12 protein-coding genes are annotated in these 17912 nt (G+C 69.9%); 6 read left to right on the forward strand and 6 right to left on the reverse strand.

Going from position 1 to position 17912, the window contains the following annotated elements:
* Positions 1 to 47: 47 nt before the first annotated feature.
* From OG734_RS15080 to OG734_RS15105, 6 genes are all read right to left on the reverse strand, one after another.
* Positions 48 to 1460 (reverse strand): alpha/beta hydrolase, encoded by a 1413-nt coding sequence (locus tag OG734_RS15080; RefSeq protein ID WP_330288009.1) that lies wholly within the window; start codon positions 1458 to 1460, stop codon positions 48 to 50.
* Positions 1461 to 1615: 155 nt separating this feature from the next.
* Positions 1616 to 2731: an XdhC family protein gene (locus OG734_RS15085; protein WP_330288010.1), complete on the reverse strand. Its 1116-nt coding sequence runs from the start codon at positions 2729 to 2731 to the stop codon at positions 1616 to 1618.
* Positions 2732 to 2926: 195 nt separating this feature from the next.
* A complete protein-coding gene (locus tag OG734_RS15090) occupies positions 2927 to 5122 on the reverse strand; it encodes a xanthine dehydrogenase family protein molybdopterin-binding subunit (RefSeq protein WP_330288011.1) in 2196 nt (731 codons plus the stop codon).
* The gene (locus OG734_RS15095; protein WP_330288012.1) at positions 5119 to 6099 is read right to left on the reverse strand and encodes an FAD binding domain-containing protein; all 981 of its coding nucleotides are present in this window, start codon (positions 6097 to 6099) and stop codon (positions 5119 to 5121) included. The genes OG734_RS15090 and OG734_RS15095 overlap by 4 nt, the downstream gene beginning before the upstream one ends.
* A 13-nt stretch (positions 6100 to 6112) precedes the next feature.
* Positions 6113 to 6751 (reverse strand): (2Fe-2S)-binding protein, encoded by a 639-nt coding sequence (locus OG734_RS15100; protein ID WP_330288013.1) that lies wholly within the window; start codon positions 6749 to 6751, stop codon positions 6113 to 6115.
* 253 nt (positions 6752 to 7004) lie between these two features.
* Positions 7005 to 7886 (reverse strand): helix-turn-helix domain-containing protein, encoded by an 882-nt coding sequence (locus OG734_RS15105; protein ID WP_330288014.1) that lies wholly within the window; start codon positions 7884 to 7886, stop codon positions 7005 to 7007.
* A gap of 520 nt (positions 7887 to 8406) precedes the next feature.
* Between OG734_RS15105 and OG734_RS15110 the strand changes: the two genes are divergently transcribed.
* From OG734_RS15110 to OG734_RS15135, 6 genes are all read left to right on the forward strand, one after another.
* The gene (locus OG734_RS15110; protein WP_330288015.1) at positions 8407 to 9477 is read left to right on the forward strand and encodes a LacI family DNA-binding transcriptional regulator; all 1071 of its coding nucleotides are present in this window, start codon (positions 8407 to 8409) and stop codon (positions 9475 to 9477) included.
* 199 nt (positions 9478 to 9676) lie between these two features.
* Positions 9677 to 10921: a sugar ABC transporter substrate-binding protein gene (locus OG734_RS15115; RefSeq protein ID WP_330288016.1), complete on the forward strand. Its 1245-nt coding sequence runs from the start codon at positions 9677 to 9679 to the stop codon at positions 10919 to 10921.
* 20 nt (positions 10922 to 10941) lie between these two features.
* A complete protein-coding gene (locus OG734_RS15120) occupies positions 10942 to 11925 on the forward strand; it encodes a carbohydrate ABC transporter permease (protein WP_330288017.1) in 984 nt (327 codons plus the stop codon).
* Positions 11926 to 11936: 11 nt separating this feature from the next.
* Positions 11937 to 12758 carry a carbohydrate ABC transporter permease gene (locus OG734_RS15125; protein ID WP_330288018.1) on the forward strand — a complete coding sequence of 274 codons (822 nt, stop codon included), beginning with the start codon at positions 11937 to 11939 and terminating at the stop codon, positions 12756 to 12758.
* 80 nt (positions 12759 to 12838) lie between these two features.
* Positions 12839 to 14599 carry an amylo-alpha-1,6-glucosidase gene (locus OG734_RS15130; protein WP_330288019.1) on the forward strand — a complete coding sequence of 587 codons (1761 nt, stop codon included), beginning with the start codon at positions 12839 to 12841 and terminating at the stop codon, positions 14597 to 14599.
* Positions 14600 to 14684: 85 nt separating this feature from the next.
* A complete protein-coding gene (locus tag OG734_RS15135) occupies positions 14685 to 17879 on the forward strand; it encodes an RICIN domain-containing protein (RefSeq protein ID WP_330288020.1) in 3195 nt (1064 codons plus the stop codon).
* The last annotated feature ends 33 nt before the right edge of the window (positions 17880 to 17912 follow it).

Below are 17912 nucleotides of genomic sequence, written 5' to 3' on the forward strand. Positions count from 1 at the left end.
CGCTCGCGGACGGGTACACCGACGGCCAGGAGATCAGGCGGTCTTCGTCAGCGCTCCGCCTTGTGCGCCGAGGCGTCGCGACCGACCGACAGGTTCGCCGGGCGGTACGGGACGTACGCCGCCCCGTCCAGGCCGAGCGCGGTGGCGGACTTCTGGAGTGCGGCCGGGGTCGCGACGTCGTCCCAGCGGCCGGTGTCGACGCGGTGTTCGAGGGCGTGCAGGGCGGCCACGGTCTCGGCGGTGGTGAACGTGCAGTGGCCCTGCCGCTCGATGTAGGCCTGCCGCAGCAGCGCGCCGTCACCCGAGGCGCGGACGCGGGCGGCGAAGCGGTTCTCCTGCTCCACGGGAACCAGGTTGTCGGCGGTGGTGTGAATGTTGAGCAGGGGCACCTCAAGTCCCTGACCTGCGGAGGACGTCCGTTGCGCGGTGCGGACGGCGGCGGGATCGGCGGTGATCGTGGCCCTCTTGGTCAGTGTGCGCAGGTCGGCACGCAGGTCGAGGCCGGCCGCCTGGTAGAGGGCGCGGACCTGGGGCGCGTGCTGGGAAGCGGCGAGCAGGCCGGCGTAGTCGACGCCCCGGTTCCAGGAGTTGTTGCCCCCGACGGACTGCTCGATGGCGTACCGGCCGCCCTCGACGAACGACAGGATGCCCTGCGCGAACCACGCGTACTGCTGCTCCTGCTGCCCCGCCCAGTCGGTCGCGGCGGGCCGGTCCTTTCCGGGCGCCCAGGCAGGCAGGTTGAGGAAGGCGGCGGCCAGTGCGACGCGGGCGCGGCCCTGCGGGGTGCCCTGGGCGGCGGTGACCGCCTTGGTGAGCAGGTCGGCGGTGGCGGCGGCCTCGGCGGCCGTGCCGAACCGTACGAGTTTCACGTCCTGTTCGGGCAGCAGCAGGCGGGCGATCGTGTACTCGGCGTCCAGCTGGTAGTTCTCCAGGTCGTTGCCGCCCGCGACCAGTCCGCACTGGCCGAGCGCGCCGTCGATGCGGCCGCCGCCGTCCCGGGCCAGTTGCGCGTTGACGAGGCCGCCCATCGAACTGCCGATGGCCAGCGTGCGCGACGGCTTGCCGATCTTCGCGGCGACGGCGTCGATGGTGGCGAACTGGTCGCGTTCGGCGCTGTTCAGGGCCCACATGGAGCCGCCCGGGTCGTACGACGATCCGGCCATCGCGTAGCCCTTGGCGAGCAGCGCGGTACGTACGGCGTCGGTGGGGGCGTTCCTGGCGACCAGGGTGCCGAAGCCGTGGCTGAACACGAGCAGGGTGCCGTTCCAGTTTTCGGGGACGTCGGCGATCCAGATGGCGCCGTCGGAGAGGGTGCCGGTGAGGTGGCCGGCGACGGCCGCGTCCGGCTGGGCGGCCGAGGAGGGGAGGGTGGTGAGCGCTGCGGAGGTCAGCGATGCCAGGAGGGCCAGGGCGATGCGCGAACGGGTGCGGGGAGTGCGGGTGCGGGTGCCTGCGGGCATGGAGCGGCTCCTTGCGTGGGGGCGGGTAACGGAGCGGGACCGGACAGGTGCTCAGTGCGCTGAACGAAGACGTGGAGGAATGTAGGGCTCATTTCTTGCGGCCGTCAAGATAATGCACAACTTTGCTGGTGCGAGCGGCGAGTGCGAGCGGCGAGTCAGCTCGACGTACCCGCGTGGATCGGGCCGGCCAGGGCGGACAAGGGCAGGCCGGTTGCCCGGTTGGTTCGGGAGACGATCTCCGCGGTGATGGAGATCGCTGTCTCCTCGGGAGTGCGGGCGCCGAGGTCGAGGCCGATCGGGGAGCGCAGCCGGGCCAGTTGCCCCTCGGGCACGCCCGCCTCGCTCAGAAGGCGCAGGCGTTCGTCGTGGGTACGTCGGGAGCCCATCGCGCCGACATAGCCGACCGGCAGGCCGAGGGCCAGGCGCAGCAGGGGGATGTCGAACTTGGCGTCGTGGGTGAGGACGCAGACGGCGGTACGGGTGTCCACCTCGGCCTGTTCCAGGTAGCGGTGGGGCCAGTCGACCACGATCTCGTCGGCGTGGGGGAAACGGGCCGCCGTGGCGAAGACGGGACGCGCGTCGCACACGGTGACCTGATAGCCGAGGAAGCGGCCGGCCTGGCTGAGGGCCGCGGCGAAGTCGACGGCGCCGAAGATCAGCATGCGGGGGCGGGAGGCGTGGACGTGGACCAGCACGGACAGCCGCTCCGGGCAGGTCTCGGCATCCCCGCCGACCTCCGCCCGCGCCGTACGTCCGGCCCGCAGCAGCGACCACGCCTGGGCGCCGACCTCCCGGCGCAGTACTCCGGTCAGCGGACCGTGACGGATGCCTCCGGCGGCGTCGACGCACAGCATCCCGCCGAGCAGCTCTTCCGGGCCCTCCACAACCTGGGCCACGGCAGCAGGCCGCCCCTCCACCACGTCGGCGAGGGCGGTGGCAAGGTACGGCCGGGTCCCGGGGTCGACGCGCTGGACAAGGACGTCGAGTTCGCCGCCGCAGGTCAGGCCGACGGCGAAGGCGTCGTCGTCGGAGTAGCCGAACCGGGCACGCTGGGGGGCGCCCCGGTCGTCGAGCACCTGCCGGCACAGCTCGTACACCGCGCCCTCGACACAGCCGCCGGAGATGCTGCCGACCGCGTTGCCGTCCTCGTCCACGGCGACCGACGTACCGACGGGCAGGGGCGCGCTGCCCCGGACCTTGACGACGGTGGCCAGGGCGAAGGGGCGTTCTTCGCGGCACCAACGGTGCAGTGTGTCCGCGATGTTCAGCATGAACGGGTCCTTCGTGCAAAGGGGTGGCGGGCCGCCGCCACGCCGCCGGGGAGGGGCGGTCCGCGCGGCGACGGCCCTGGAGTCCGGCAGCGGTAGGGGCCTTCCTCACTGCCGGACTGGCGTTGGGGACCCTCAACCGGACGGATCGGTGTACGTTCCGGTCGGTGAGCCGTGCGCCGACCGGGGCGCGGCGCGTCAGAGCAACGTCTCGGCCGTGATGGGCAGTTCACGCACCCGGCGGCCGGTGGCGTTGAAGACCGCGTTGGCGATGGCGGGCGCCACGCCGCAGATCACGAGCTCGGCAAGGCCCTTCACGCCGAGCGCGTCGGCGTGCATGTCCTCCCCGTCGAGGTAGATCGCCCTGAGGTCGGGGACGTCGGCGTTGACGGGGACCAGGTAGTCGGCGAGGTTGGCGTTGACGATCCGGCCGTCACGGTGGTCGGTGACCGTGTGCTCGAGCAGGGCCGCACCGATGCCGCCCACCATGCCGCCGAGAGCCTGGCTGTCCGCCAGCTTGGGGCTGATGATGCGGCCCGCGTCGTACACGGAGAGCATCCGCCGCACCCGCACCAGACCGAGCGTCGCGTCCACCGCCACCTCGGTGAAGGTCGCGCTGTAGGCGCTGATGGAGAACCGCTCGCCGCCCGGCGGGGAGAAGGAGGTGTTCGCTTCGAGGCGGTCGCGGTCGTTGCGGGTCAGGAGCCGCCGGTACGACTCACCGCGCGCCGGATCCCCCTCCACGTGCAGTCGGCCGCCCCGGACCACGACCTCGTCGGCCGAGGCCCCGTACAGCGGCGATTCCTCGTCCTCGACGGCCAGTCGGATCGCCTGCCGCCGGAGCTGGTTGCAGACGTCGAGGGTGGCGGAACCGACACTCGCCATGGTCATCGAGCCGCCGTGCGGCGGGGTCTGCGGATACCGGGAGTCGCCGAGCCGGTATTCGACCGCGCGCACGGCCAGCCCCAGCGCGTCGGCGGCGACCTGGGTCTGGGCGGTGTAGGTGCCCGGTCCCATGTCGCTGGTGGCGGACTCCACGACCGCCGTGCCGTCGGCGTTCAGGCGGGCCCGTGACTGGGCCGGGGCGACTCCGGTGTGGTAGACGCCCGAGGCCATGCCCATGCCGATCAGCCAGTCCCCGTCACGCGTCGAGCGGGGCTTCGCCTTGCGCCGGTCCCAGCCGAACTCGCGGGCGCCGACCGTGTAGCACTCCAGCAGCCGGCGCGTGGAGAACGGCGCGTTGTTCGACGGGTCCTGGGCCGGCTCGTTGCGGCGGCGCAGCTCGATCGGGTCGATGCCGAGCTCGTGGGCGAGTTCGTCCATGGCCGACTCGACGGCGTAGACCGCCGTGGCGGCACCGGGGCCGCGCATCCAGATGGGGCTGTTCACATCCAGCGGCACCGTCCGATACGCCTGGCGGACGCCGGGCGTGCTGTAGAGCATCTGGCCGGGCGACATGACGGCCTCGGTGAACGTCTCGTACGACGAGGTCTCCGCCTCGATCCGGTGGTCCGCGGCGACCAGGCGGCCGTTCCGGTCGCCGCCGAGGCTCAGCCGGTAGTCGTAGGAGGGCCGGAAGCCGGTGCCGAAGTACATCTGCCTCCGGGTCAGGACCAGCTTGACCGGACGGCCTGTCTCCCGGGCGGCCAGCGCGGCGACCACGGTGTGCGGCCAGCAGCGCAGCCCGCTGCCGAAGCCGCCCCCGACGAACGGGTTGATGACCCGGACGTCGTCCAGCGGCACATCGAACACCGTGGAGAGCTCCAGCTGCGTGCCGGGCACCCACTGGGTCTTGTCCCACACGGTGAGCCTGCCGCCGTCCCAGCGGGCGACGGTGGCGTGCGGCTCCATCGGATTGTGGTGGTTGCGCGCCAGGTTGTACGTCAGGTCCAGCCGTACGTCCGCGTCGCGCAGCCCGGCTTCCGCGTCGCCGCGCGCATAGGTGGCCGGCTCACCCGGCTCGCCCTCGGCGAGGTCCGTCGAGGACTGCTCGGGGTCGTAGCCGACCTTCACCAGGCTCGCGCCGTGCTGCGCGGCCTCCAGGGTGGTGGCCACCACGACGGCGACCGGGTAGCCGTGGAAGAGAACCCGGTCGTCCTGGAACACCCGCACCTTGCGGCCGGGCAGGTTGTTCGACCCGCCCGAGTTGTCGCGGTACGGCAGCGTCGGCGCGTTGCCGTGATGGATCACCCGCAGCACGCCCGGATGGGCCTCGGCGTCACCGGTGTCGATGGACGTGATGCGGCCGCGGCCGATGCTCGCGTCGACGATGACGGCGTGCACCACCCCCTCGGCGTCGAACTCGGCGGCGTACCGAGCCTTGCCCGTGACCTTCAGCCGCCCGTCCACGCGGGACAGCGGCGCGCCCACGGCTGCCTGCGGCTGAGGGCTCACTTGGTTCCTCCTACGATGCGCAGCTGACGTTCGACGGTCCGCTTCAACAGCGCGACCTTGAAGCGGTTGTGCGTGAGCGGGCGTGCCCCCTCCGTCGCCTTCTCCGCGGCCGCTGTCCACAGGGCGTCCGAGGGGCGTCGGCCGATGAGGGCCCGTTCGACGCCGGTCAGCTTCCAGGGGACGGTGCCCACTCCCCCGGCGGCGACCTTCGCCTCCCGGATCACCCCGCCCCGGATGTGCAGGGCGACCGCCGCGGACGTCAGGGCGAACTCGTAGGACTGCCGGTCGCGCACCTTCAGATAGCCCGACCTGAGCGGACGCGGAAGCGCCGGGATCTCCACTGCGGTGATCAACTCGCCCTGTCTGAGGGCCTGTTCCCGCTGAGGGGTGCTTCCCGGCCGCAGCAGGAAGTCGGCGAAGTGGACTTCACGCTGCCCGGCCGGGCCCAGCAGGTGCACGGTCGCCTCCAGTGCCGCGAAGGCCACGGCGACGTCGGAGGGGTGCGTGGCGACGCAGTGGTCGGAGGTGCCGAGGATCGCGTGCGAGCGGTTGACACCGTGCAGTGCCGCGCAACCGGAGCCCGGCTCACGCTTGTTGCAGTCGGCGCTCACGTCACGGAAGTACGTGCACCGGGTGCGCTGCATGATGTTGCCGCCGATGGTCGCCATGTTGCGGAGCTGGGCCGAGGCACTCAGCTCCAGTGCCTGCGAGATCACCGGGTACAGGGTGCGGACCTTGGGGTGGGCGGCGGCCTCGGCCATCCGCACCAGGGCGCCGATGCGTAGCCCCCCGCGCCCGGTGACGGTGACGTCGTGCAGGGGCAGGCCGGAGATGTCGACCAGCGTCTCGGGACGCTCGACGGTCTCGCGCATCAGGTCGACCAGTGTGGTGCCGCCGGCGATGTAACGCCCGCCCTGGCGACCGGCGTTGACTGCCTCGCGGGTGTCGGAGACCCGGGTGTAGGTGAAGGGATGCATGGTGGGCCGCTCCTTACTTCCGGGCGGCGGTCTGTTCGACCGCGCGCACGATCTTGACGTAGCAGCCGCAACGGCAGATGTTGCCGCTCATCCACTCCCGGATCTCCTCGTGCGAACCGGTGTGACCCTCCTGGATGCAGCCCACACCGGACAGGATCTGGCCGGGCGTGCAGTAACCGCACTGGAAGGCGTCCTCGTCGATGAACGCCTGCTGCAACGGGTGGAGTTGGTCCCCGTCGGCCAGGCCCTCGATCGTCGTGACCTCGGTGCCCTCCAGCCGGACGGCCAGCGTCAGACAGGAGTTGACCCGGTGGCCGTCGACCAGCACGGTGCACGCCCCGCAGGCGCCGGCGTTGCAGCCCTTCTTCGAACCGGTCAGGTCGAGGTGCTCGCGCAGCAGGTCCAGCAGCGAGGTGCGGTTGTCGACCGTCACGGTGCGGCGGGTGCCGTTGACCGTCAACGAGACCCGGCTGGAGGGCGACGCCCCCACCGCGGTGGCTTCTTCCGGGTCCGCGAGGAAGGTCCCTCCGGCCACGACCGCACCGCCGACCGCGGCACTGGTGGCGATGAAGGTGCGCCGACTGGGCGCCGGGGAGGACTCGCCGGATCCGGTGGGGGGTGGAACAGCAGATTCAGGGAGCTCAATGGACATAGGCATGCCTTCGCATCACGAACGGATCGGCCGTACAGAGCGGCACGGCAGGAGACGGGATCGTCGTCACCGCAGACCTGGGCGACCGAGCGTCTGGCTGCGGCCGTCCAGGTGGGAAGTCTGGCATCGCAAGTCATGCCTGTGACTGGGAGATTTTTGTCCCCCCTTGGTCTTCCGTCTTGGTCTTCCATCCTTGGATTTCATCCTTGGTTTTCCATGGACACGAAGACCCTCAACCGCTCCTGACGTTGCGTCAGGCAATCGGCCGGGACGCGGGCAGGTTCTGGTCGGCGGCCCAGGAGGCGAGGATGCTCAACCGCTCGTGGGTGGGGGAGCCGGGCTCGGCGGTCCAGACGGTCAGGTGCTGGTCCGGGTCGGTGCTGGCGGTCAGGGTGTCCCAGTCCAGGACGAGTTCGCCGACGACCGGATGGTTGAGGGTCTTCGTGCCCACGGTGCGGCCGGCGACACGGTGATCGCCCCACCAGCGGGCGAACTTCTCGTCCCTCGTGGACAGTTCACCGACCAGCTCGATCAGGCGAGGGTCCTCCGGATACTTCGCCGCCTCCATCCGCAGCTGGGCCACGGAGATCTGCGCCGAGGTCTCCCAGTCGGCGTACAGGGTGCGCATCGCCGGTTCGGTGAACTGGATCCGGGGATAGTTTCGGCGCTTCTCCGGGAGGCGGGAGAAATCGATGACCAGCGCGGCGGCCAGTGTGTTCCAGGCCAGAATGTCCCCGCGTCTGCCCTGCACGATGGCCGGGGTGGCGGTCAGGTCGTCCAGGACCCGCTGCAGCTGGGGCTGGACCTTCTGCCGGCCGCGGCGCCGGGTACGGGTGGTGGTCTTGCCCGCGAGCTGGAAGAGATAGCCACGCTCGTCGTCATCCAGGTGGAGCACCCGGGCCAGGACGTCCAGGACGGGTGCGGACGCCTGCATACGGCCCTGTTCGAGACGCATGTAGTAGTCGGTGCTGATGTTGGCGAGCTGGGCGACCTCCTCACGGCGCAGCCCGGCCACCCGACGAGGCCCGCCGGTCTCGGGGAGTCCGACCGTGCGCGGACTCAGCTCGGAGCGGCGCTTCTTGAGGAATTCTCCCAGCTCATTGAGGGGAACGTTGCTGGTCATGCGTCCCAGCATGACACCGAACGCATCGGCGAAAGGGGGAGAATTTACTCCCAGGATGATGCCCTCCCTGACTGCCACTGACCAGATTTTCTCCACCTTCCGCGCGTCCCTCCACGACCATCCGCACGGTCGCCACCTGAGTGCGCGGCTCGGACCTGTGGCCCCATCGCGGCGCGGAACCCATCGACGAAAGCGCCGGTGTCGTCGGCGAGACCGGTGACGAGCCGTTCCGGTTCCGTCGCCCGGGCCGCGCCGGATCCGGCACCTGACCTGCTGGTGAGCGCGCGCGAATCCGGGCGGGCCGGCTCCCACGCTCCCGCACACCGACATTTCCGGGCTGTTACGAAAATTTCGGAACAAGGCGTTGACACCGGCCCGGGCGGCTCCTACCTTCACTTCACGCGAACCGGTTCGACGATCGACACCGGAACGGTTACACCCCTGACATCAGCAAACCGATTCAACCATCGGCGCTTGATCAACTTTCTCCCTGACAACATCGAATCGGTTCGACATCTCAGCAAGGAGTTCCGTGAACATCGGTGAGATCGCCAAGAGGGCCGGTGTCTCGCGGAGCACCGTGTCGTACGCGCTCAGCGGCAAGCGTCCCGTGTCCGAGGACACCCGACAGAAGATCCAGCGCGTCATCGACGAGCTGGGTTACCAGCCCAACGCGAGTGCGCGGGCCCTGGCCAACGGCCGGACCAGCACCATCGGTCTGGTCTTCCCGCCGGCCGGGAACCACTACACAGGCATGCAGCTGGACTTCATCGGCAGCGTCACCGAGGCCGCCGCGGCCTACGACTACGACGTGCTGCTTTCTCCGAGCGGTGTGGACAGCGACCGCTCGTTCCAGCGGCTGCTGGGCGAGCGTCGGGTCGACGGCGCGATCCTGATGGAGATCCGGCTTGAGGACGACCGGCTCGACCACCTCACCGCGGTGGATTTCCCCTCCGTCGCCATCGGCCGCACCGCCCACCCGCAGGGCAGCTGGTGGGTGGGTCTGGACCACACGGCACTCGCGGCAGCGTGTGTGCACCACCTCGCCGACCTGGGCCACCGCAGGATCGCCTTCGTCAACCGGCCGGAGCAGCTCCTGCAGGCCGGGTACGAGTCCGCGCACCGGGGCCTGGAAGGGTTCACCAAGGCCGCGGCGGAACGCGGGCTGACAGTGAGGACGTACTGCTGCGGGGACGACCCCGCGTCCGGCCAGGCCTGTCTGGAACGGATCCTGCACGACGACCCGGCCACCACCGCCCTGGTCACCTTGAACGAGGCCGCGCTCGGCGGTCTCTACCGCGGGCTGGCCCAGGCCGGCCTCCATGTGCCGCGCGACTTCTCCGTCACCGGGGTCGTGGCCGGCCGCTGGGCGGAGACGGTGACCCCGCAGCTCACCGCTGCGGACGTACCGGCGGAACAGATCGGCCGCCTTGCCGTCGACCTGCTCGTCGAGCGGCTCGACCACCCCGACGCACCGGCCCGGCACCACCTGCTCGCGCCGCCGATCTCGTTGCGGGCGAGCACCGCACCCGTCGGCAGCGCACCCCCGGACACCACGCCGACCGGCCCGGCCACGGGCTTAGGTGCCCGTACGAACCGCTGACCCTCCCTCCTCCCTCCTCCCTCCTCCCTCCTCCCTCCTCCCTCCTCCCGCACTCTCCCCTGCTCCCGCCGCTCCCCGTGCCGGACGGCTGAGCGGCTCACCGCCGGGCTCGGCGAGCCGACGACCCGCGATCACCCTTCAGAGCACACCTGTGCCGATCCGACGGCACACCTGTGCCAAAAACCACGAGGAACACGCAATGAACCGATCTGCCAGACGGCGTCTCACCGCCGCAGTCCTGACCGTCGTCGCCGTCACCGTCGGCGCCACCGCTTGCGGCTCCGGTAAGAGCGGCTCCTCCACGAAGGCGGCGGACGACGCCACGTACACGATCTGGGACCCGTACCCGCAGTTCGCGAAGGGTTCGGCGTGGGCGAAGCTGCTGGAGGGCTGTGGCACCGAGGCGGGTGTGAAGGTCAAGCGGACGGCGTTCGACACCAGTGACCTGACCAGCAAGACGCTGCTGGCGGCGCAGCAGGGCAACTCCCCGGATGTGCTGATCGTCGACAACCCGGTGGTGTCGACGCTGGCGGAGGCGGGCGTGCTCACCACGACCGGCGACAACAAGCTCGACACCTCCGGCGTCGATCCCAACCTGCTCGGCGCCGGCCAGTCGGGCGGGAAGACCTACGGCACGCCGATCGGCGCCAACACCCTCGCCCTCTACTACAACAACAAGGTGCTCAAGGAGGCCGGGGTGGACATCTCCTCGGTCAGGGACTGGACGTCGCTGACCGCGGCGCTGGCGAAGGTGAAGGAGGCGGGCAAGAAGGGCATCACGTTCTCCGCGATCGGCACGGAGGAGGGCAGCTTCCAGTTCCTGCCGTGGTTGTGGGGCTCCGGCGCGAAACTGACCGAACTCGACTCCGCCCAGGGCGTGTCCGCGCTGGCCCTGTGGAAGGACTGGCTGGGCAAGGGCTACGCCCCCAACTCGGTGCTCAACAACACCCAGACGACGAGTTGGCAGGAGTTCGCGAGCGGCGACTACGCGTTCGCGGAGAACGGCACCTGGCAGCTCGCGGGCGCCGACAAGGCCGGTCTCGACTACGGCGTCATCCCCGTGCCCGCCGCCGCAGGAGGCAACGCGGCGGCCCCGACGGGCGGCGAGTTCGTCACCATCCCGGTGCAGGACGACACCGGCCGCTACACCACCGCACAAAAGCTCGTCTCCTGCCTGACCAGCACCCAGAACCTGTACGACACCGACACCACCCTGTCCTATGTCGCCCCCACCGGTGAGGTCCAGGACAAGCAGGTCGCGGCCAACGCAAAGCTCAAGCCGTGGGTGGACGCGGTCAAGGCGGCCAAGGGCCGCACCAGTGACGACCTCGGCACCAAGTACCCCAAGATCTCCGAGCAGATGTGGAAGGCCGTCCAGTCCGCGCTCAGCGGCGCCAAGTCCCCCAAGGACGCGCTCACTTCGGCCCAGTCCGCCGTCAAGTAACCAGTGCCAGAGGCCCGTTGATGAACCGCAACCCACCAGCGCCCCACCCGCTGCCGGTGCGCGAGGGGAACGGGGCGGCGAGTGCCGCCCCGCCCCCGGCCGCCGCCCCGCGACAGCGCCGGCCCGCCTCCCCGCAGTGGGCCGCCTGGGCCTTCCTCGCCCCGGTGGTCGCCTATCTCGCCTTCTTCTACGCGTATCCGCTCTACCGCAACATCGATCTGAGCCTGCGCAACTACACGGTCCGCTCCTTCGTGCAGGGGGACGCCCCGTTCACGGGCCTGAAGAACTACCTGACGGTGTTCGACGACCCGGTCTTCGCCCCGGCCCTGCTGCACACCATGGTGTTCACCGCCGTGTGCCTGGTCTTCCAGTACGCGATCGGCCTGGCCCTCGCCGTCTTCTTCAACCAGCACTTCCGGCTCTCCGCGACCCTGCGCGCACTGTTCCTGGTGCCGTGGCTGCTGCCTCTGATCGTGTCGGCGTCCACCTGGTCGTGGATGCTCAACAGCGACTCCGGCATCGTCAACGCCACCCTGCACGCCGTCGGCATCGGCCCGGTGAACTGGCTGACCTCACCGTCCTGGGCACTGACCTCGGTGATCATCGCGAACATCTGGATCGGCGTCCCCTTCAACCTCGTCGTCCTCTACTCCGGCCTGCAGTCCATCCCCACCAGCCTGTACGAGGCCGCCGCCCTCGACGGCGCCAACGCCTGGCAGCGCTTTTGGCGCATCACCTTCCCCCTGCTGCGCCCGGTCTCCGCCATCACCCTCCTGCTCGGCTTGGTCTACACGCTCAAGGTCTTCGACATCATCTGGATCATGACCAAGGGCGGCCCCGCCGACTCCTCCACCACCTTCGCCACCTGGTCCTACCAGCTCGGCTTCGGCAACCTGCTGCCCGCCTTCGGCCCCGGCGCGGCCGTCGGCAACCTCCTCGTCGTCGCCGCCCTGCTCTTCGGCCTCGTCTACATGCGGGTCCAGCGAAAGCAGGCCCTGTCATGACAGGAATCGCCATGAACCGACGCCCCCGTACCTGGTGGAAGACCGCCGTCGGTCTCCTGCTGACCGCGTTCATGCTCTTCCCGGTCTACTGGATGATCAACGTGTCCTTCACCCGCGACCAGGACATGCGCAAAAGCCCGCCGGACCTGTTCCCCGCCCGGCCCACGCTGGAGGGCTACCGGGCCGTCCTCGACCAGCAGTTGCCCTACCTCGGCACCAGCCTCGTCATCGGCCTGGGCACCGTCGCACTGACCGTGGCGCTGGCCGCACCCGCCGGCTACGCGCTGGCCAAACTGCGCCCGCGCGGCGGCGGCCTCCTCAGCTTCGTCCTGCTGGCCGCCCAGATGATCCCCGGCATCATCATGGCGATGGGCTTCTACGCCATCTACCTCCAGCTCGGCCTGCTGCAGTCCGTGCCCGGCCTGATCGTCGCCGACTCCACCCTCGCCGTCCCCTTCGCCGTCCTCATCTTCACCGCGTTCATGTCCAACATCCCCGGCGAACTCCTCCAGGCCGCGACCATGGACGGCGCCGGCCCGCTGCGCACCTTCCGCTCGATCGTCCTGCCCATGAGCCGCAACTCGGTCGTCACGGTGTCCCTGTTCGCGTTCCTGTGGTCCTGGTCCGACTTCATCTTCGCCAGCACCCTCGCGGGCGGCGGCGCCAACGAGCCGATCACCCTCGGCATCTACCACTACATCGGCAACAACAACCAGCAGTGGAACGCCATCATGGCCACCGCCGTCGTCGCCTCACTGCCCGCCACAGTCATCCTCGTCCTCGCCCAGCGCTACGTCGCCGCCGGCGTCACCGCCGGAGCCGTCAAGGACTGACCCCCACCATCTCCTCCCGGTCCCCACCGTCCGTACACCGGACGGACGGCCGACCCTGCCCGAGAATCGAGTGCCGCTCCATGACCGCCGCTCCGTCCGGCCCGGCCTTCTCCGTCCACGACATCCCGTTCAGCACACACGGATCCTGGTTCGACATCTCTCCCGTTGTCGCGGAGAACACATACGCCGAGGACCTCCACCTCGTCTCGCACCAGAACGGCATGCACGCCGTCCTGAGCCTGATTCCCCTGGACCGGGCGACGGGCGACCGCGCCGAGACCCGCGTCGAAGCGACCCCGGGCCTGCTCAGCTGGACCGGTACGGACGGCCGCATCGACCTCGCCTACGAATCACCGGACACCGTCCGCCTGCAAGGTACGGGGCTGTCGCTGCGCATCTCCGCGGCGGCGAGGGCGCTGACCCCCTTCAGCGGCACCTACTTCTTCCACGACGCGGCCGCCGACGCGCACGTGTTCACGTCGTACGAGACCGGGCGCCGCTACCGCGTCACGGTGCTCTCCGGCACGGTGACCGACACCTCCGGCAGCCAGGCCCTTGGCAGTGCCGACCGGGGCCTCACGGTCGCCGCCGAAGCTGACGGATCGTGGGAGATCGCGGTCGAGGAACTCGACACGTCCCGCCCGCCGTACGCGTCGGCGGCGGCGTTCGCCAAGCTCGTCGAGGAAGGGCAGAACTCCTTCGCGGACTTTGTCGACGCGGTCGCCCCCTGGCGCTCGTCCGCCACCCAGGCAGCCGAACTCGCCGCGTATGTGGTGTGGTCCGCGACCGTGCGCCCGGCGGGGCTGGTCACCCGGCCCGCCGTCCTGATGTCCAAGCACTGGATGGACAAGGTCTGGAGCTGGGACCACTGCTTCAACGCCCTGGCCCTGGCTCCTGGACGCCCCGAACTGGCCTGGGACCAGTACCAGCTGCCCTTCGACCACCAGGACGAGACAGGGGCCCTGCCCGACTCGGTCACCCACTCCGAGGTCCTGTACAACTTCGTCAAACCGCCCATCCACGGCTGGGCCTTCGGCCACCTGCGCCGACGGCTCCCCGAGCCGCTCGCTCCGGCGCAACTGCACGAGGCGTACGACAGACTGACCCGCTGGACGGACTTCTGGCTCACCGCCCGGCGCGCACCCTCGGCGGTCCTGCCCCACTACCAGCACGGCAACGACAGCGGCTGGGACAACGCCACCACCTTCGACCCCGCACGCGTGGCCGTCACCGCCGACCTCGCCGCCGTACTGATCCTCCAACTCGACGAACTGGCCCGGCTGGCCGCCGAACTGGGCTTCCCTGACGACGCCCGGCGCCGCACCGAGACAGCCGACGCCCTCCAGGCCGCCCTGCTGGACGAGTTGTGGGACGGCGAACGGTTCCTGAGCCGCCCGGCCCACGGCGGAGCCCCCGCGCCGAGCGCCAGCCTGCTCGACCTGATGCCGATCGTGCTCGGCGACCGCCTGCCCCCCAAGGTCCGCGACCGGCTGGCCGAACAGCTCGAAGGCCACCTCACCGCATTCGGCCTGGCGACCGAACACCCCGGTTCCCCCCACTATGAGCCCGACGGCTACTGGCGCGGCCCGATCTGGGCCCCCGCCACCATCCTCATCGAAGACGGCCTGCGCCGCGCCGGGCACGAACGCCTCGCGGACGAGATCAGCGCCCGCTTCCGCGCCCTGTGCGAAACCTCCGGCTTCGCCGAGAACTTCGACGCCCTGACCGGCGAGGGACTACGCGACCGCGCCTACACCTGGACCGCCAGCAGCTACCTCCTCCTCGCCCGCGACCACCAGCGGCGCGGCGCGGACGCGAAGACCGCGGCCGCCGTCGTCTGAACCGCGCGCGACAACCCACCCAGAACGTCCGGCACGGGGGCCGGCACAGCACCAAGAAGCCCCATCCCTGAAGGGACATCAGCACATGCCAAGAATCGGGCAAAGGCGCTCGACCGCGAGACGCCTTCTCCACGGCATCACCACGTCGCTGCTCTCACTCACCGTCGCAGCCGGCGCCACCACGGTGATGGCGACGCCGGCCTCCGCCGCCACCCCCACCCTCACCGTGGACCTGGGCACCACCACCGGAGCCCTCCACTACGGCGCCTCCGGCGCGCTGTACGGCCTGTACGGCCCGGACGTGCCGACCAACAACCTCATCGAGGGGATGGGCCTCCAGACCACCAACACGAAGGCCCAGGACGGACAGCAACACCCGGGCTCGGACACGCTGGAGATCGCCAAGCCCTTCGTGGACAGCGGCGGCAAGGACGTCATGATCTACATGACGGACGTGTACCGCACGTTCAGCTACGAACGCACCAGCTACGCCGCCTACCAGGCAGCCATGAGGACCCAGATCGAGCAGGTGATGGCCAGCCCCTACAAGGACCGCGTCGTCCTCGTCCCCTACAACGAGCCCGACGGCATGTGGTTCCAGGGCATGCGCACCCAGGCGGGGCCGCTGGCCGCCTTCAACTCCGAGTGGCGGCAGACCTACAACTTCATCAAGGGCATCTGGCCCCAGGCGCGGCTGGCCGGCCCCAACGTCTCCAGCTACACCGAGTCCGCCCTCAAGGGCTTCCTCACCTACTGCAAGGCCAACAACTGCCTGCCGGACATCGTGACCTGGCACACCCTCGGCAGCCCGGCGGACGTGCGCAGCACGGTCGACAACTACCGCGCGGCCGAGACCTCGGTGGGGATCCCCTCGCACCTGCCGATCAACCTCAACGAGTACGCCTTCCGCTACCACCTGACCGACCCCGGCCAGATGGTCCAGTGGATCTCGGCCATGGAGGACGAGAAGATCGACGGCAACCTGCCGTACTGGAACATCAACGGCAACCTCGGTGACTCCGCCGCAGCGCAGAACACGCCCAACGCCCAGTGGTGGCTGTACAACTGGTACACCTCCATGAGCGGCAACACCGTCAAGGTCACCGGCGCCGAGAACGACGCCGCATACACCCTTCAGGGTCTGGCGAGCCTCGACACGGCCAAGAAGCAGGCCCGGGTCATCCTCGCCGGGGGCGGCACCAGCGGTGACTCGAACACGGTCATCAAGAACATCGACCCCGCGGTCTTCGGCAGCACCGTGCACGTCAGCGTCTTCCAGGACCGCTACAGCGGCTACATCGGCGCAGCGGCCACCCCGACCCGGCTCTCCGACGCCGACGTCTCCGTGGGCACCGACGGCTCGATCACCGTGCCCGTCACCCTCGACGCGATGTCCGCGTACCAGGTGATCGTCTCCCCGGGCGGCACCGGCAGCACCACCGCCTCCGACAGCACCTGGACGGGCACGTACGAGGCCGAGAACGCCACGCTCAGCGGCAGCGGCTACAACATCAACACCGAGGGCACCCCCAGCAGGCTCGACAAGTTCGCCACCTCCGGCACCAAGGACGTCGGCGGCCTGCGCACCGGCTCGACCACGGTGATCTCCTTCCCCGTCTCCGTCCCCACCACCGGCGACTACGACCTGTCGGTGTTCGGCAACAACTACGCCAAGGACGCCGACGTCAAGGGCCCGACAAACGTGTACGCGCGGGTCGACGGCGGCGCCTCGACCAGGATCGACATCCCGGTGGGCTTCCAGTGGGTGGTGTGGGGGCACAGCGACACCACCGTGCACCTCACCGCGGGCAGCCACACCATCACCCTGGCCACCACCGGCGACAACGGCGCGACCACGGTCGGCGACGCCATCGTCGACAAGATCGACCTCCGGTACAAGGACGCCGCGGTCCAGGGCACCAAGCTCTACGAGGCCGAGCAGGCCAACCTTTCGGACAGCGGCACCGCCACCTACGCCTCCCAGGGCCAGTCCGGCGCGGGCGCGGTGAACCTCACCTCCGGCAAGTCCGCCACGTTCTGGGTGTACTCCGAGCGGGACGGCTACGCGGACCTGACGGCCCGCTACCGCAACACCGGCCAGGCCGACCTCACCGTCAACGGCAAGGCCACCGACGACCAGACCCTCTCCGGCGCGACGACCGGCGCCTGGTCCACCTCCGCGAACCGGGTCTACCTGAACAGCGGCATCAACAAGGTCAAGGTGACCGGCACCGGCGGCACCCTCGCCCTGGACGACCTGGCCGTCACCCCGTTCAGCGCCACCGACGCCGTCACCACCGGCAATGTCGTCACCTACCAGGCCGAGAGCGGTACCCTCGCCGGCACCGCGGCCGCCGACACCACCTACAGCCAGGCCAACGGCGGCGTCGTCACCGGCATCGGCAACGGAACCGCCAACTCCCTCACCCTCAACGTCAACGCGCCCGAGGCCGGCACGTACGCCATGACCATGCGCTACGCCAACGCCGAGGAACTGCCCTCCAACCACTACAACCCCGACCTGTACGCCGAGCACGCCGACGTCAGCGTCAACGGCGGTGCCGCCAAGCGCGTCAACTTCGCCAACACCCTGCACTGGAACCAGTTCAACGACTACACCGTCCCCGTGACCCTCACCAAGGGCGCCAACGCCGTCAAGTTCACCGCCTCACAGCTCTACGACTACGACGGCACCACCATCGGCCTGGTCTACTCCGGCGGCGGCAGCGACATCGGACAGCCCATGCGCTCCAGCTCCGCGCCCCACCTCGACCAGGTCTCCTTCGCGCCCGCGAGCCTGCACATCGGCGCCTCGACCGGCTTCTCCTCCACGGCCGTCGCCCAGCACAGCGGGCTCTGCCTCGAAAACCCCGCCCAGTCGACCGCCGACGGCACCCAGTACCGGCAGAACACCTGCGGCACCGGCCAGGAGCAGCGCTTCGACTTCCACCCCGTCACCGGCGCGGCCGGCACCTACACCGTCGTCAACCACTTCAGCGGCAAGTGCCTGGACGTCGCGAACGCTTCGACGGCCGACGGCGCCATCGTCGAGCAGTGGACCTGCAACGGCGGCACCAACCAGCGGTTCAACCTGCGCACGGTGACCGCATTGGGCAACAGCCACGACTACCAACTCGTCGCATCGCACAGCGGCAAGTGCGTCGACGTCAGCACCATCTCCACCGCACCCGGCGCCCTCGTCCACCAGTGGACCTGCGACACCGGCAGCACCCTGAACACCAAGAAGAACCAGATCTGGCGGCTCTCCGGCAAGGACTGACCCGACCCGCCACCGACAACGGCACACGATGGG

Origin of the sequence: Streptomyces sp. NBC_00576 (assembly GCF_036345175.1) — a bacterium.
In the GTDB taxonomy this organism is placed as follows: Bacteria; Actinomycetota; Actinomycetes; order Streptomycetales; family Streptomycetaceae; genus Streptomyces.

Excerpts from the sequence above, each read along its gene's own strand:
- OG734_RS15080 (WP_330288009.1), bottom strand. The coding sequence starts at position 1,460 with ATGCCCGCAGGCACCCGCACCCGCACTCCCCGCACCCGTTCGCGCATC.
- OG734_RS15085 (WP_330288010.1), bottom strand. The coding sequence starts at position 2,731 with ATGCTGAACATCGCGGACACACTGCACCGTTGGTGCCGCGAAGAACGC.
- OG734_RS15095 (WP_330288012.1), bottom strand. The coding sequence starts at position 6,099 with ATGCATCCCTTCACCTACACCCGGGTCTCCGACACCCGCGAGGCAGTC.
- OG734_RS15100 (WP_330288013.1), bottom strand. The coding sequence starts at position 6,751 with ATGTCCATTGAGCTCCCTGAATCTGCTGTTCCACCCCCCACCGGATCC.
- OG734_RS15105 (WP_330288014.1), bottom strand. The coding sequence starts at position 7,886 with ATGCTGGGACGCATGACCAGCAACGTTCCCCTCAATGAGCTGGGAGAA.
- OG734_RS15115 (WP_330288016.1), top strand. The coding sequence starts at position 9,677 with ATGAACCGATCTGCCAGACGGCGTCTCACCGCCGCAGTCCTGACCGTC.
- OG734_RS15120 (WP_330288017.1), top strand. The coding sequence starts at position 10,942 with ATGAACCGCAACCCACCAGCGCCCCACCCGCTGCCGGTGCGCGAGGGG.
- OG734_RS15125 (WP_330288018.1), top strand. The coding sequence starts at position 11,937 with ATGAACCGACGCCCCCGTACCTGGTGGAAGACCGCCGTCGGTCTCCTG.
- OG734_RS15130 (WP_330288019.1), top strand. The coding sequence starts at position 12,839 with ATGACCGCCGCTCCGTCCGGCCCGGCCTTCTCCGTCCACGACATCCCG.
- OG734_RS15135 (WP_330288020.1), top strand. The coding sequence starts at position 14,685 with ATGCCAAGAATCGGGCAAAGGCGCTCGACCGCGAGACGCCTTCTCCAC.